14 protein-coding genes are annotated in these 14,623 nt (G+C 74.0%); 8 read left to right on the forward strand and 6 right to left on the reverse strand.

The annotated features are described in order from the left end of the window. Positions 1-23 precede the first annotated feature (23 nt). On the forward strand, positions 24-683 hold the full coding sequence (locus tag DQ244_RS03265) for an FAD-binding oxidoreductase (RefSeq protein WP_233491140.1): 660 nt from the start codon (positions 24-26) through the stop codon (positions 681-683). 19 nt (positions 684-702) lie between these two features. Further along, positions 703-2,277 (forward strand): succinic semialdehyde dehydrogenase, encoded by a 1,575-nt coding sequence (locus DQ244_RS03270; RefSeq protein ID WP_113810002.1) that lies wholly within the window; start codon positions 703-705, stop codon positions 2,275-2,277. 58 nt (positions 2,278-2,335) lie between these two features. Here the strand turns inward: DQ244_RS03270 and DQ244_RS03275 are convergent, their stop codons facing one another. Then, positions 2,336-4,459 carry a catalase gene (locus tag DQ244_RS03275; protein ID WP_113810003.1) on the reverse strand — a complete coding sequence of 708 codons (2,124 nt, stop codon included), beginning with the start codon at positions 4,457-4,459 and terminating at the stop codon, positions 2,336-2,338. 94 nt (positions 4,460-4,553) lie between these two features. Beyond that, on the reverse strand, positions 4,554-5,084 hold the full coding sequence (locus tag DQ244_RS03280) for a DUF6817 domain-containing protein (RefSeq protein WP_113810004.1): 531 nt from the start codon (positions 5,082-5,084) through the stop codon (positions 4,554-4,556). A gap of 53 nt (positions 5,085-5,137) precedes the next feature. On the opposite strand from DQ244_RS03280, the gene DQ244_RS03285 reads away from it, so the two are divergent. Genes DQ244_RS03285 through DQ244_RS03295 form a run of 3 tightly spaced genes read left to right on the forward strand, consistent with a single transcriptional unit; the run spans position 5,138 to position 7,650 of the window. Beyond that, the gene (locus tag DQ244_RS03285) at positions 5,138-5,953 is read left to right on the forward strand and encodes a formate/nitrite transporter family protein (protein WP_113810005.1); all 816 of its coding nucleotides are present in this window, start codon (positions 5,138-5,140) and stop codon (positions 5,951-5,953) included. Positions 5,954-6,001: 48 nt separating this feature from the next. Continuing rightward, a complete protein-coding gene (locus DQ244_RS03290; RefSeq protein WP_113810624.1) occupies positions 6,002-6,904 on the forward strand; it encodes an ABC transporter ATP-binding protein in 903 nt (300 codons plus the stop codon). Continuing rightward, positions 6,901-7,650, forward strand: coding sequence for an ABC transporter permease (locus tag DQ244_RS03295; protein WP_113810006.1), 750 nt, complete (start codon positions 6,901-6,903; stop codon positions 7,648-7,650). Before DQ244_RS03290 ends, DQ244_RS03295 begins: the two co-directional genes overlap by 4 nt. Here DQ244_RS03295 and DQ244_RS03300 read toward each other — a convergent pair. Genes DQ244_RS03300 through DQ244_RS03310 form a run of 3 tightly spaced genes read right to left on the reverse strand, consistent with a single transcriptional unit; the run spans position 7,647 to position 10,793 of the window. Then, positions 7,647-8,192 (reverse strand): DUF1990 family protein, encoded by a 546-nt coding sequence (locus DQ244_RS03300; protein WP_113810007.1) that lies wholly within the window; start codon positions 8,190-8,192, stop codon positions 7,647-7,649. The two genes, DQ244_RS03295 and DQ244_RS03300, sit on opposite strands and share 4 nt — an antisense overlap. After that, positions 8,193-9,200: a glutathione S-transferase family protein gene (locus DQ244_RS03305; protein WP_113810625.1), complete on the reverse strand. Its 1,008-nt coding sequence runs from the start codon at positions 9,198-9,200 to the stop codon at positions 8,193-8,195. It lies immediately after the preceding gene. A 51-nt stretch (positions 9,201-9,251) separates the two neighbouring features. After that, positions 9,252-10,793, reverse strand: a complete 1,542-nt coding sequence (locus tag DQ244_RS03310; RefSeq protein WP_113810008.1) for a bifunctional diguanylate cyclase/phosphodiesterase — start codon at positions 10,791-10,793, stop codon at positions 9,252-9,254. 102 nt (positions 10,794-10,895) lie between these two features. Here DQ244_RS03310 and DQ244_RS03315 point away from each other — a divergent pair, with 102 nt between their 5' ends. From DQ244_RS03315 to DQ244_RS03325, 3 genes are all read left to right on the forward strand, one after another. After that, positions 10,896-11,765 carry a HipA family kinase gene (locus DQ244_RS03315; protein WP_233491141.1) on the forward strand — a complete coding sequence of 290 codons (870 nt, stop codon included), beginning with the start codon at positions 10,896-10,898 and terminating at the stop codon, positions 11,763-11,765. Further along, entirely contained in the window at positions 11,762-12,154 is a 393-nt protein-coding gene (locus tag DQ244_RS03320; RefSeq protein WP_113810010.1) for a DUF3037 domain-containing protein, read from the forward strand. Before DQ244_RS03315 ends, DQ244_RS03320 begins: the two co-directional genes overlap by 4 nt. A gap of 132 nt (positions 12,155-12,286) precedes the next feature. Beyond that, a complete protein-coding gene (locus tag DQ244_RS03325; protein ID WP_199580132.1) occupies positions 12,287-14,299 on the forward strand; it encodes a PhoX family phosphatase in 2,013 nt (670 codons plus the stop codon). Positions 14,300-14,314: 15 nt separating this feature from the next. On the opposite strand, the gene DQ244_RS03330 is transcribed toward DQ244_RS03325, so the two are convergent. Beyond that, positions 14,315-14,605 carry a 4a-hydroxytetrahydrobiopterin dehydratase gene (locus DQ244_RS03330; RefSeq protein WP_113810011.1) on the reverse strand — a complete coding sequence of 97 codons (291 nt, stop codon included), beginning with the start codon at positions 14,603-14,605 and terminating at the stop codon, positions 14,315-14,317. Positions 14,606-14,623: the final 18 nt, after the last annotated feature.

A 14,623-nucleotide genomic window follows, 5' to 3' on the forward strand; every position in this document is an offset into this window, starting at 1 on the left:
GGCGCACCGCGACCGTCTCCGGCGTGCGCCGGCCGATCGCGCGCGCGGTCCAGCTGCGGCTCGACGTGCACGACCGCGTCGACCACCTCCCCGGCCAGCACTACGTCGTCCGGCTGACCGCGCCCGACGGGTACACCGCCCAGCGGTCGTACTCGGTCGCCTCGGCTCCCGGCGACCCGCTGGTGGAGCTGTTCGTCGAGCGGCTCGACGACGGCGAGGTCTCCACCCACCTGGCCGACGTCGTCGAGCGCGGTGACGAGCTGGAGGTGCGCGGGCCGATCGGTGGCTGGTTCGTGTGGGACCAGGTCTCGCCGGCGCTGCTGGTGGCCGGTGGGTCGGGGGTCGTCCCGTTCGTGTCCATGCTGCGCACCGCGCGGGCGCTGGGCCGCACCGACCTGCTGCGGATCGCCGTCTCGGCACGCACCAGGGAGGAGCTTCCCTACGCCGACGAGCTGGAGGAGGCCGGGGCGCTGGTCGTCCTGACCCGGGAGGCGAACGGCATCCGCCCGGCCGGGCGGCTCACCGCCGCGGACCTGGTGCCGCTGTGGGAACCGGGGCAGACCGCGTACGTGTGCGGGTCGAGCGGCTTCGCCGAGGCGGCCGGCCAGTTCCTCGTCGAGCTCGGGGTCGACCCCGCCGCCATCCGGGTGGAGCGCTTCGGTCCCAGCGGCGGACCCGCCTGACCTGCGGCAAGGTGTCGTCATGACGACGACGACCGCACCGCATCCGTCCCCGGCGCTGGACCCGGCGCTGGTGTCCCGCCTGGCAGCCCTCGTCACCGCCGCCCCCGACCGGCCCCGGCAGGCGTCGCACGCGCCGTTCACCGGCGACGTGATCGGCGAGGTGCCCACCTGCACCGCCGAGGACGTGCGGGAGGCGCAGCGCCGGGCGCGCGCCGCCCAGGTGGAGTGGGCGCGCCGCCCCATCGCCGAGCGCTGCGCGGTGATGCTCCGGTACCACGACCTGGTCCTGGAGCGGCAGGAGCAGATCCTCGACGTCGCCCAGGCCGAGACCGGCAAGGCGCGGGTGAGCGCCTTCGAGGAGCTCGCCGACGTCGCCATGACCGCGCGGTACTACGCGAACACCGCGGCGAAGCACCTGCGGCCCACCCGCCGCCAGGGCGCGCTGCCGCTGCTCACGAAGACCACCGAGCACCACCACCCCAAGGGCCTGATCGGCGTCATCAGCCCGTGGAACTACCCGCTCACCCTGGCCGTCTCCGACGCGATCCCGGCGCTGCTGGCCGGCAACGGCGTGGTGCTCAAGCCCGACGCGCAGACGCCGTTCACCGCGCTGATCGCCGTCGAGCTGCTCTACGAGGCCGGCCTGCCGCGCGACCTGCTCCAGGTGGTCACCGGCGCCGGCCGGGTGCTGGGGACGCCGCTGATCGAGGGCGTCGAGTACCTGATGTTCACCGGCTCCACCGCCACCGGGCGCACCGTGGCCGAGCAGTGCGCCCGCCGGCTGATCGGCTTCTCCGCCGAGCTGGGCGGCAAGAACCCGATGGTCGTGCTGGCCGACGCCGACCTGGAGAAGACGGTCGAGGGCGCGGTGCGGGCCTGCTTCTCGAACTCCGGCCAGCTGTGCATCTCGGTGGAGCGCATGTACGTGGAGGACGCGGTCTACGACCGGTTCGTGCCGGCGTTCGTCGAGCGCGTGCAGCGGATGCGGCTGGCCGCCGGGCTCACCTGGGAGGCCGAGATGGGGTCGCTGGTGAGCCAGGACCAGCTCGACGTCGTCTCCCGGCACGTGGACGACGCCGTCGCCAAGGGGGCCCGCGTGCTCGCCGGCGGCAGGGCGCGGCCGGACCTCGGCCCGCTGTTCTACGAGCCGACCGTGCTCGAGGGCGTCACCGACGGCATGGAGCTGGCCCGCGACGAGACCTTCGGGCCGGTCGTGGCGATCAGCCGGGTGCGCGACGCCGAGGAGGCGGTCGAGCGGGCCAACGACACCGAGTACGGCCTGAACGCCAGCATCTGGACGACGCCGGCCCGCGGTGCCGAGCTCGCCACCCGCATCCGGTCGGGCACGGTGAACGTGAACGAGGCCTACGCCGCGGCCTGGGCGTCGCACGACGCGCCCATGGGCGGGATGAAGGACTCCGGCGTGGGCCGCCGGCACGGGGCCGAGGGGATCCTCAAGTACACCGAGTCGCAGACGGTCGCGGTGCAGCGCGGGCTGCCGGTCGGACCGCTGCCGGGCCTCCCGCTCGACCGCTACGCGAAGGTGATGACCGCCGGGCTCAAGGCGCTCAGGCGCGCCCCGTTCCTCCGCTGAGACGCACGAGAGCGCCGGTCCCGCACGCGGCGGGACCGGCGCTCTCGCGCGTGGTGGATCAGGCGGTGACGGTCGGCGGCACCATCGACGAGCGCACCAGCGGGGTGCGGTCCCAGGCCCGGTGCATGCCCAGGGCGGCGACCGTCTCGGCGGCCATCGCGGCGTTCGCCTTCTTGCCGGTGATCACGCCCGGGGCCTTTGGGTCGATGCCGGCCGCGCGCAGCACCTCGACGCCGTCGCCCCACGCCCCGATGCCCTTCAGGTGCCGGAACGCCTCCTGCAGCATCACCAGGGCGCGGAAGTCGCCGTCCTTGGGGGCGCCGTCGGCCACGACGATCGCGTCGAACTCGATCGACCGGCCGGTGGCGAAGGTCCGCTCGACGATCTCCACGTCCTTGCCGCTCACCAGCTGCCCGCCGTGCGGCGCGATGACCTTCACCTGCGCCCCCTCCGCCTCCAGCGCGGCGCGCAGCTTCGCGATGCCCTTGAGGTCGGCCTTCGGGCCGGCGACGACGCCGACGATCCGGCCGTCGATCGGGAACGGGGTGGGCAGGACCTGGCGCAGGGCGGGGGACTCCCGCCGCACCTTCTCCGCCTTGATCTTCTTCGGCACGGGCAGGCCGAGCCCGGCGGCCACCTGGGCGCACAGCTTCGCGTCGATGCGGGCCAGGACCGTGAGCGCCCGCTCCTTGATCGACTGCTCGAAGCACTTGCCGAGCTCGAAGGTGTAGGCGTCGATCACGTGCTGCTGCTCGATGGCGGTCAGGCTCTTGTAGAACAGCGCCGGCTGCGAGAAGTGGTCGTCGAAGGACGCCGGCGCGCTCCGCCCGACCGTGCCGCTGACCGGGCGCGGAACGTGCACGTAGCCGCCCTCGGACCAGTCGGCCGGGAACGGGCTGCCGCCGTCGACGGAGTTGGGCGTGTACGGCGCCTGCCCCTGGTGGACGGCGTGCTGGTGGAACCCGTCGCGGGTGTTGTCGTTCACCGGGGCGTGCGGGCGGTTGATCGGGATCTGGGTGAAGTTCGGCCCGCCGAGCCGGCTGAGCTGGGTGTCCAGGTAGGAGAAGTTGCGCCCCTGCAGCAGCGGGTCGTTGGTGACCTCGATGCCCGGCACCAGGTGGCCGGTGTGGAAGGCCACCTGCTCGGTCTCGGCGAAGAAGTTCGTCGGGTTGGCGTTCAGCACCAGCTTCCCGATGGGCTGCACCGGGGCGAGCTCCTCCGGCACGATCTTCGTCGGGTCGAGCAGGTCGATGCCCTCGAAGGTCTCCTCGGGGGTGTCGGGGAAGACCTGCACGCCCAGCTCCCACTCGGGGAAGGCGCCGGCCTCGATGGACTCGTACAGGTCGCGGCGGTGGAAGTCGGGGTCGACGCCGCCGGCGATCTGCGCCTCCTCCCAGGTGAGGGAGTGCACGCCGAGTTTCGGCTTCCAGTGGAACTTCACCAGCACGGTCTCGCGGTCGGCGTTCACCAGCCGGAAGGTGTGGACGCCGAAGCCCTCCATCGTCCGGTAGCTGCGCGGGATGCCCCGGTCGCTCATGTTCCAGAGCGTGTGGTGGGTGGCTTCGGTGTGCAGCGTGACGAAGTCCCAGAAGGTGTCGTGCGCCGACTGCGCCTGGGGGATCTCGTGGTCGGGGTGCGGCTTGGCCGCGTGCACGATGTCGGGGAACTTGATCGCGTCCTGGATGAAGAAGACCGGCATGTTGTTGCCGACCAGGTCCCAGGTGCCTTCCTTCGTGTAGAACTTCGTCGCGAACCCGCGGGTGTCGCGCACCGTGTCGGCCGAGCCGCGCGACCCCAGGACGGTCGAGAACCGGACGAAGACCGGCGTCTCCAGCCCCTTCTCGGCCAGGACGGCGGCCCGGGTCACCTTCGAGGCCGTGCCGTATGCGGTGAAGACGCCGTGGGCGCCGGCGCCGCGGGCGTGCACCACGCGCTCCGGGATGCGCTCGTGGTCGAAGTGCATGATCTTCTCGCGCAGGTGGAAGTCCTCCAGGAGGACCGGGCCGCGCGGGCCCGCCTTCAGCGAGTGGTCGGTGTCGGCGATGCGGACGCCGTTCGGGGTGGTCAGCGTGTCGCCGGCCTGCGCCCGTGGGTCGCGGCCGTCCTTCGGTCCTTCGTAGCCCACACCGGTCGGGCTCACGGTGCGGGGCGCGGACGTGTTCGGCTTGCGCGTGGGGGGCACGGGTCTCCTCGGGGGGATTCGACTGCTGCGATCCCCGGCGCGCTACCCGACCGGTTGCGTCGTGCAAACGGTCGCTTCCACGCAGCGGAACGCCTCAGGCGAACGCCCGGCGGGCCTCGGCGAGGACGGCCGGGCTGAGCACCGGCGCCCAGTCCTCGGTGAGCTGCCGGAAGTACGGGCCGTGCTGGCCCAGGAAGCCCGGGGCGTGCTCGGCGACGTCGATCTCGTTCACCAGGCTGAGGTCGGCGAACGCGCGGAGCCGGTCGCCGTCGAGGTCCTCGACGGCGCCGGTGTGCCGGTCGTGCACCCGGCGGGCGGTCGCCAGCTCCGCCCAGGTGGCGCCGCGATCGCACGCGCCGTACCGGTGCACCAGCTCCTCGGCGTCCGGGCCCACGATCCCGGCCAGCAGGGGCCGCTCGTCGTCGGCCAGGAGGCGGACGTCGAAGCCCTGCGTGCCGTAGACCGCGTGCGCCCGGCCGGCCAGCTGCACGTGCAGAGGGAGCCCCAGGCCGGCGAGCCGCTGCTGCACCCGCTCCAGGTGGCCGCCCAGGGTGCCGCCCGGGTGCTCGATGCCGTCGGCGCCGCGCTCGCGGAGCAGGGCCGCGAGCCGCTCGGTCGTCTCCACGGCGGGGACCCTACTGCGGTGTGCCCGCCCCGGTCGGGGGTAGGTCGGCACCCGTGGCCGAGGCGCGCGAGGAGCTGGGCAGCACGGACGCCCCGGAAGAGGACGAGCTGGTGCAGGCCTTCGACCGCATCGTCGGGCAGGGGGCGCAGCGGCTGCACCGCACCTGGCGCGAGGTGCTGACCACCGGCCTGGCCGGCGGTCTCGAGGTCGGGGTGGGGGTCGCGGCGCTGTTCGCCGTCTACGCCGAGACCGGGAGCCACCTGCTCGCGGGGCTGGCGTTCAGCATCGGCTTCATCGCCCTGCTGCTGGCGCGCAGCGAGCTGTTCACCGAGGGCTTCCTCGTGCCGGTGACGGCGGTCGTCGCCGGGCGGGCGGGCGTCGGGCAGCTGGCCAAGCTCTGGTCCGGGACGCTGGTGGCCAACCTGGTGGGCGGCTGGCTGGTCATGTGGGTGGTCGTGCACGCGCTGCCGGAGCTGGCGGCCACGGCCGTCGAGCAGGCGACCACCTTCGTCGACGCGCCGCTGGACCTGCGGGCGGTGTGCCTGTCCCTGCTCGCCGGCAGCGCGATCACGCTCATGACCCGGATGCAGCAGGGCGCGGAGAGCGAGGGCGGGAAGATCGTCGCCGCCGTCGCCGGGGCGTTCGTGCTGGCCGGGCTCGTGCTGTTCCACTCGGTCCTCGACTCGCTGATCATCTTCGCCGGCATCCACGCGGGCGGCCCGTTCGGCTACGGCGACTGGCTCGCCTGGTTCTGGTACGCCGCGTTGCTCAACATGGCCGGCGGGCTGCTGGTCGTCACGGCACTGCGGCTGGTGCGCAGCAAGGACCTCGTCGAGCGGGAGCGGGAGGCCGTCGCCGACGGCCGGTAGGCGCGCGCCTCCGGTGCCCGCAGGTCCGGGTTCGCCATGCTGGCGCCCGTGATCGAGCTGCGCGGGCTGACGAAGCGGTACCGGTCCCGCACCGCCGTCGACGCGCTCACCGTCACCGTCGAGCCGGGCCGGGTCACCGGCTTCCTGGGACCCAACGGCTCGGGCAAGACGACGACGATGCGCTGCGTCCTCGGCCTCACCCGCCCGACCGAGGGGACGGCGACGGTGCTCGGCCGGCCCTACCGCGAGCTGCCCCGGCCGATGCGCTCCGTCGGCGCGCTGATCGACCCCCGGGCCCGGCACCCCGGCCGCACGGCGTACGCGCACCTGCTCGCGCTGGCGCAGAGCAACGCGCTGCCGCGTTCCCGGGTCGACGAGGTCATCGAGCTGGTGGGCCTGGACGCCGTCGCGCACGACCGGGTGCGCGGCTTCTCCCTCGGTATGGGCCAGCGGCTCGGCATCGCCGGGGCCCTGCTCGGCGATCCCGACGTGCTGCTGCTCGACGAGCCGGTCAACGGGCTGGACCCCGAGGGCATCCGGTGGGTGCGCGAGCTGCTGCGGGCGCTGGCCGACGAGGGCCGCACGGTGCTGGTGTCCAGCCACCTGATGAGCGAGATGGAGGACACCGCCGACCACCTGGTCGTCCTCGGTTGCGGCCGGCTGCTCGCCGACGTGCCGATGGCCGACCTCCTGGGCGCGCACTCGGCGGTCCGGGTGCGCAGCCCGCAGGCTCCCGTGCTCGCCTCGGCGCTGCAGCGCGCGGGCGGGCGCGTGGAGCTCGAGATCGACGGCGCGCTGCGGGTCGAGGGCCTGGACTGCGACCAGGTGGGCGACGTCGCCTTCCTGGCCGGCGTGCGCGTGCACGAGCTGGGCCGGGTCACCGCGTCGCTGGAGGCCGCCTACCTGGAGCTGACCGGCGACGACGTCGAGTACCGGGCGGCCCCGCTGTGAGCCGCCGGGCGCCGTTCTCCGCCGTCGTGGCGAGCGAGTGGACCAAGCTGCGGTCGGTGCGGTCCACCTGGTGGTGCACCGCCCTCTACCTGGCCGTCGTCGGGACCGGGGGCTGGTTCGGGGCCGCGATCACCCAGTCCGCGCCGCGGGCCGACATCGCGGTCAGCTCGGCGCTCACCGGCTTCGGGTTCGGTCAGGTGCTCGTGGTGGTGCTGGGCGTCCTCGCCGTCACCGCCGAGTTCCGCACGGGCATGGTGCTGGCCTCGCTCACCGCGGTGCCGGGTCGGGGGCGGCTGCTGCTGGCGAAGACCGTCGTCGTCGCCACGTGGACCGTGGTGCTCACCGCCGTCCTCGCCGTCTTCTGCTGGTTCGCCGCCTCCCGGCTCACCGCGGTGGAGGGCGGCGTGCCCCTGACCGACCCGGGCGTGCTCCGCCAGCTCGGGCTGCAGGTGGCGGCGGCGACGCTGACCGCGGTGCTGGCGGTCGGGCTGGGTGCGCTGCTGCGCTCCTCGGCCGGGGCACTGGGCACCGCGCTCGGCGCCGTGCTCGTGCTGCCACCGGTGCTGGCCATCGTGGGCTCGGAGCTGAGCGTGCGGATCGCCCGCGCCCTGCCCGTGTTCCGGGTGGGCGACGAGGCGTTCTTCTCGGTGCAGACCTCGTGGCAGTCCGGGCTGGTCGTGCTCGGCGGCTGGGCGGCGGTCGCCTGGGTGCTCGGGGCCGTGCTGCTGTCGCGCCGCGACGTCTAGCCCGCGGTCGCCCGCTGGATCGCCGACACGTACCGGGCGGTCGACGCCCGCTGCAGCAGCAGGCTGGCGGGCCCGGCGAGCCGGGCGGCGGGGGAGGCCAGCCGGAAGAAGACCCGGATCCGGTAGACGACGTCGCCGTCCTCGGTGAGCCGCACGGTGAACCGCTCCTCGCCGCTCTCCGGGTGACCGGGCAGCGTCCCGTAGGAGAAGCCCCGCACGTCGCCCTCGGTGCTGGCCCAGACCACCCGGCACGGGATGTCGTAGCCGAACCGGGGGAGTCCCGCGGTGAGCACGACGACGGTGCCCGGGGTGCTCGCCGGTCCGGTCGCCCGGACGCGCAGCCCCACCCCGCGCTGCGCACGCCAGCCGAAGACCGCGGCAGCGGCCCGCTCGAGGGCAGCCGGACCGGAGCCGACGACGGCGGAGTGCTCGGCCAGGTGGTAGCCGGGCGGGAGCAGGTCCTCGCCGGTGCCGCCGACCTCGGGGTAGGTGAACGGGGCGTCGGCGAGCGCGGCGGGGTCCAGGGCGCGGAGGAGTCCCATCTACAGCTGCTGCGCGATGACCTCGTCCGCCGGCGCCGGGCCCGGGGGAGTGCCGTCGCCGAACGGGCGCCCGCCGAGGGCCTCGCGGCCGTGCGGGGTCGTCAGCCCGGACAGGTCGGGGCCGGACGGCACGATCTGGGTCGGGTTGATGTTGGCGTGCACCTCGTAGTAGTGCCGCTTGATGTGGTCGAGGTCCACGGTGTCGCCGAAGCCCGGCGTCTGGAACAGGTCGCGCAGGTAGGCCCACACCACCGGCATCTCGGTGATCTTGTTCCGGTTGCACTTGAAGTGGCCGTGGTAGACGGCGTCGAACCGGATCAGCGTGGTGAACAGCCGGATGTCGGCCTCCGTGATCGTGTCGCCGACCACGAACCGCTGGCCGGCCAGCCGCTCCTCCAGCCAGTCCAGGCAGGCGAACACGCGGGCGTAGGCGTCCTCGTACGCCTCCTGGGTCGTGGCGAACCCGGCCTCGTAGACGGCGGCGTTGAGATCGGCGTAGACCCGCGCGTTCACCTCGTCGATCTCGCCGCGCAGCGCCTCGGGGTAGAGGTCGGGCGCGCCCTCGCGGGCGAAGGCCCGCCACTCGGTCGCGAGGTCCAAGGTCACCTGGAAGACGTCGTTGGTGACGACGGCGCCGCTCGGCACGTCGACGATCGCCGGCACGCTGATCCCGCCGTCGTAGGTGGGGTCGGCCTTGTGGTACGCGTCGGCCAGGAACGCGATGCCCAGGACCGGGTCGACGTCGCCGGGGTCGAGCGTGAACCGCCAGCTGCGGTCGTCCTGGATCGGATCGGCGACCGCCACGCTGATGACGTCCTCCAGGCCCATCAGCCGGCGGGTGACCAGCGTGCGGCTGGCCCACGGGCAGGCGCGGCTCACGACGATCCGGTAGCGACCGGGCTCGGCCGGCCGGCCGTCGCGGCCGTCGGCGGTGATCCGCTCGGTGAAGTGGAAGGGCTGCCGCTCGTAGCGGCCGTCGTCGGTCGTCGGAGGTGCACTGTTCGCCACGCTCACAGTCTCCCCTCGCGGAGCCCGGACCGCCTGCTCGTCCGCCGGCCGTCAGCTCGTGCGCGAGACGGCCGGCCGCTCCCGGAGGGCCGCGACGCAGGGGGCGACGTCCTCGAACGGCTGCGGACGGGCCAGCCAGTAACCCTGCGCGTCGTCGCAGCCGAGACGACCCAGCTCGTCCCACGCCGCACGGGTCTCGACCCCCTCGGCGACGACGCGGAGCCCGAGGCCGTGGGCCAGGTCGATCGTGCTGCGCACGATCGTCCGGTCGCTGGCGTCCAGCTCCATCGTCTGCACGAACGACCGGTCGATCTTCAGCGTGCTGACGGGCAGCCGCGTGAGGTACGCCAGCGAGGCGTGGCCGGTGCCGTAGTCGTCGACCGACAGGGCGATGCCGGCGTCGCGCAGCCGGTGCAGCACCTCCAGGGCCCGGCCCGGGTCACGCATGGCGGCGCTCTCGGTGATCTCGAGCTCCAGGCAGGAGGCCGGGAGGTCCAGGTAGTGCAGCAGGGCGGCGATCCGGTCGGCGAGGCCGGCGTCGAACAGGCCGCGGACGGAGAGGTTGACCGCGACGGTCAGGTCCAGCCCCTCGTCCCGCCACCGGCGGCAGGCCGCGAGCGCCTGCCCGAGGACCGCGTCGGTGAGCGCACCGATCAGCCCGGTCTGCTCGGCCAGCGGGACGAACTCCGACGGCGGGACCAGCCCGCGCACCGGGTGCTGCCACCGGACCAGGGCCTCGACCCCGAGCACGCGGCCGTCGGACAACCGCACCCGGGGCTGGTAGTGGACCACCAGCTCGTCGTCGCGGACGGCGCGCCGCAGGTCGGCCACGAGGGTGAGCTGCGTGCCGCTGTCGGCGTCCATCGAGGGCCGGTAGACGGCCACGCCCGCGTGCTCCTCCTTGGCCGCGTGCACGGCCACGTCGGCGTGCCGGAGCAGGTCGGCGGCCGTGCCGGCCTCGGTCGCGATCCCGCAGCTGCCCTCGAGCTCCAGCACCGTGCCCTCGACGGTCACGGGCCGGCCGACGGCGGCCAGGGCGCTCTCCGCCACGCGCACGGCCTCGGCCTCCCCGCGCCCGGGCAGCAGGACCGCGAACTCGTCGCCGCCGAGGCGGCCGAGCACGGCGCCCGACGGGAGCTCGTCGCGCAACCGGTCGGCGATCTGGACGAGCATGGCGTCGCCGACCGCGTGCCCGAGGACGTCGTTCACGTCCTTGAAGCGGTCGAGGTCGATCAGCAGCACCGGGACGGGCCCGGCCTCCCGGCTGCGGGTCAGCTCCTCCAGGAGCGCGGAGCGGCTGAGCAGCCCGGTCAGGTCGTCGTGGCGGGCGCGGTGCAGCAGGTCCTGCTCGGCGGCGGCACGGGAGAGGTGCTCCGCCTTGAGGTCGTCGGACCGCCGCTTGCCGAACACCATCATCAGCAGGTGCGAGAAGGCGAGGAGGAGCACGACGTGCGCGACGGGACCGGTCAACCGCCCCGGCAGGTCCCAGACGACGGACGCGACACCGAAGAGCAGGGTCAGGGCCACGACGGCGAGCGCCTCGCGCAGGACGCGGCGGCGCAGCGGTGCCAGGCGGGACGGACCCACGGCCATGCGACCCCTTCCTCGTCGTCGGACTGGTATCGGCGTCCGTGCCGCCGGGGTTGAGCGGACCGGCGGAGCGGTCCCCCGGTCGGGTGGCGCCGCGCAGGTAGGTTGACCAGCACTGTGCTGCCCGCCGTCACCGCCACCCGCTACGTCACCCCGCTGCGCGAGGGTGGCTCGCTGCCTGGGCTCATGGAGGCCGACGACCTCGGCACCTACGTGGTGAAGTGGCGGGCCGCCGGCCAGGGCGTGCGGGTGCTCGTGGCCGAGGTGGTCTGCGGGGAGCTGGCCCGGGCGCTCGGTCTGCCGGTGCCGGCCCTGGTGACGGTGGACGTCGCGCCGGAGCTCGCGCTGGGCGAACCCGACCAGGAGGTGCAGGAGCTGCTGCAGCGCTCGGCCGGGCGCAACCTCGGGCTGGACTACCTGCCCGGCGCGCTGGACTTCGAGGCGGGGGCCGACGGCGTGGACCCCGAGCTGGCCGGTCGCGTGCTGTGGTTCGACGCCCTGGTCGGCAACGTGGACCGCTCCTGGCGCAACCCGAACATGCTCTTCTGGCACGGCGGGCTGCAGCTGATCGACCACGGCGCCGCCCTCACGTTCCACCACCACTGGCCCGGCGCCGAGGCCGCGATCACCCGGCCCTACGACGCCTCCGCGCACGCTCTCGTCGAGTGTGCGCCCGACGTCCCCGCCGCGGACGCGGCCCTGGCCCCCCGGGTCACCCGGCCCGTGCTCGAGGGAGTGCTGGCGCAGGTGCCCGACGAGTGGCTGGAGGGGGCGACCCCCGACGAGCCGCCGCACGCCGTCCGCAACCGCTACGTGGGGCAGCTGCTGGCCCGGCTGGCCGCCCGCGACGCCTGGCTGGCCGGCCTGGTGTCCGCCGCCGCGGCGGGCGGGTCCGGACGCCGCCGCACCCGGGTCGGGGAGAACCGTCCCGGCTGGCTGGGACCCCCGCCGCCCGAGGGGATGAGCCAGCGATGACGCGGGACACCTTCGAGTACGCGGTGCTGCGCGTCGTGCCCCGCATCGAGCGGGGCGAGTCGCTCAACGCCGGCGTCCTCGTCTACTGCCGCCAGCGCGACTACCTGGGCTCGCGGCTGCACCTGGACCCCGGACGGCTGCGGGCGCTGGACCCGACCGCGGACGCGACGGCGATCGGCCGCGCGCTGCAGGCCGCCGCCGACGTGTGCGCCGCCGACCCCGGCGCCGGCGCGGCCGGGCGGGAGGCGCTCGGTTCCCGGTTCCGCTGGCTGACCGCTCCGCGCAGCACCGTCATCCAGCCGGGTCCGGTGCACACCGGGCTCACCGACGACCCGGACGCCGAGGCCGACCGCCTGCTCCGGCTGCTGGTCCTGCCCGTCTCCGGCTGACCGCCGGTACCCGCCGCCCGTGAACAGCGGATGGCGTCCGGCTTCACCCGCTGTGCGCTCCGGAGCCACGCTCCGGTCACGGTTCCTCCCTAGCGTTCGGTCCGGCCCTCCGCCCGACCCCCAGGAGCACCCGTGACCCTGACGCCCCCGCGCTCCCTCGACGACCTCGGCCCGGACTTCGACGCGGACGACCTCCCGTCGAACGACACCGCCGCCACCTCCCTGTCCGAGATCGTCGCCTCCCGGCTCTCCCGCCGTCGCGTGCTGGCCGGCGGCATGGCGGTCGCGGCCGGGTTCCTCACCACGAGCCTGGTGGACCCGTCGCCGGCGGCGGCCGCCCCGGGCAGCGGCGGCGGAGGCCGTGGTGCGAAGGGAGGCCCGCTCCTCGGCTTCACAGCTGTCCCGCCGAGCACGGCCGACGACGTCACGGTGGCCCCGGGCTACCGGACCACGCCGCTCATCCCGTGGGGGACGGCGATCCTGGGCAGCTTCCCGGCCTTCGCCCCGGGCACGCCCGGTGAGCAGCGTCCGGACGGGTCGGTCGTCACCACCGGCAACACCGCCGCGCAGCAGGCCGAGCAGGTCGGCATGAACCACGACGGCATCACGTACTTCCCGCTCGCCGACGGTCGCCGGGGCAACGAGCACGGCCTGCTGGTGCTCAACCACGAGTACACCGAGGAGGGGTACCTCCACACCGGCGGGTTCATCAAGGACCACAAGCCGGCCACCGCCGAGGCGGTCCGCAAGTCGCAGAACGCCCACGGCGTCTCGGTGGTCGAGATCCGCAAGGGGGGCGACGGGCAGTGGGCGCCGGTGCGGTCCGGCAGGAACCGCCGCATCACCGCCAACACCCCGATGGCGCTGTCCGGTCCGGCCGCGGGTCACCCGCTGCTGAGGACCCAGGCCGACCCGTCGGGGCGCGCGTCGAAGGGCACGATCAACAACTGCGGCAACGGCGAGACCCTCTGGGGGACGTACCTGACCTGCGAGGAGAACTTCAACCAGTACTTCCGGGTCGAGGGCACTCACACGAAGGAGAACGCCGACCTGCAGAAGCGCTACGGCGTCGGCGGCGACAGCTTCGGCTGGGCGGCGCACGATCCGCGGTTCGTGGTCACGCCGCAGGACCCGAACGAGCCCAACCGCTTCGGCTGGATCGTGGAGATCGACCCGTTCGACCCGCGATCCACGCCGGTGAAGCGGACCGCCCTGGGCCGGCTGAAGCACGAGGACGCCTCGATGGTCATCAGCCGGGGCGGTCGCGTGGTGGTCTACATGGGTGACGACCAGGTGTTCGAGCACGCCTACAAGTTCGTCAGCGCGGACAACTGGAAGTCCATGCGGGCCCGTGGCAGGAGCCCGCTCGACGAGGGCACCCTGTTCGTGGCGAAGTTCGACGACGACGGCACCGGCCGGTGGATCGCGCTGGCCCACGGGCAGAACGGGCTGACCGCGGCCAACGGCTTCCCGGACCAGGCCACCGTGCTGATCAACGCGCGGCAGGCGGCAACGTTCGTGGGTGCCACCCCGATGGACCGGCCGGAGTGGACCGCCGTCGACGAGCGCACCGGCACCGTCTACCTGACGCTGACGAACAACAGCGGCCGGAAGCTCGTCGACGACCCGACCACGCCGTACGACGACCGGCCGAACGCCGCCAACCCGCGGGTCAACAACCGGAACGGCCAGGTGATCCGCTGGGACGAGCGAGGCGGTGACCACACCGCGACCGCCTTCGACTGGGATCTCTTCGTGCTCGCCGGCTCCGGCACCGGCGCCGACGGCTCCACCGTGGACCCCGCGAACGCGTTCGGCTCGCCCGACGGGCTGTGGGTGGACCCGGACGGTCGCGCCTGGATCCAGACCGACGGCAGCCAGCCCATCGCCTGCAACAACCAGATGCTGGCAGCCGACACCGCGACCGGCGGGGACCGCCCGGAGATCCGCCGGTTCCTGGTGGGGGTCAAGGAGTGCGAGGTCACCGGCGTGGCCACCACCCCGGACCGGCGCACGATGTTCATCAACCTGCAGCACCCCGGCGAGAACGGGGGCAGCACGTGGCCCCGCCTGGACGGCCTGACCGTCCCGCGCTCGGCCACCGTGGTCGTCACCAAGGACGACGGCGGCGTCATCGGCAGCTGATCGGCGCCGTCGTCGTCACGGCAGGAGGGCGTCGATCCGGCGGGCCAGCTCCAGGTCCAGCTCGCTCACGCCGCCGGCGGAGTGGCTGACCAGGGACAGGTGCAGCGTGCGGTAGCGGAGGTCGACGTCGGGGTGGTGGTCCATCTCCTCAGCGACGTCGGCGATCGCTCCGATCGCGGCGACGGCGTCCCGGAAGCTCGGCAGCTGCACCGAGCGGCGGATGCCGTCCCCGTTCCCCGACCAGAGCGGCAGGTCGGCGAGCGCGGCGGTGACGGAGTCGGGGGAGAGTCGGGGAGGTCGCGGCATGCGGCAATCCTCCCGTCG

Origin of the sequence: Blastococcus sp. TBT05-19, from assembly GCF_003319095.1 — a bacterium.
Taxonomy (GTDB): Bacteria; Actinomycetota; Actinomycetes; order Mycobacteriales; family Geodermatophilaceae; genus Blastococcus.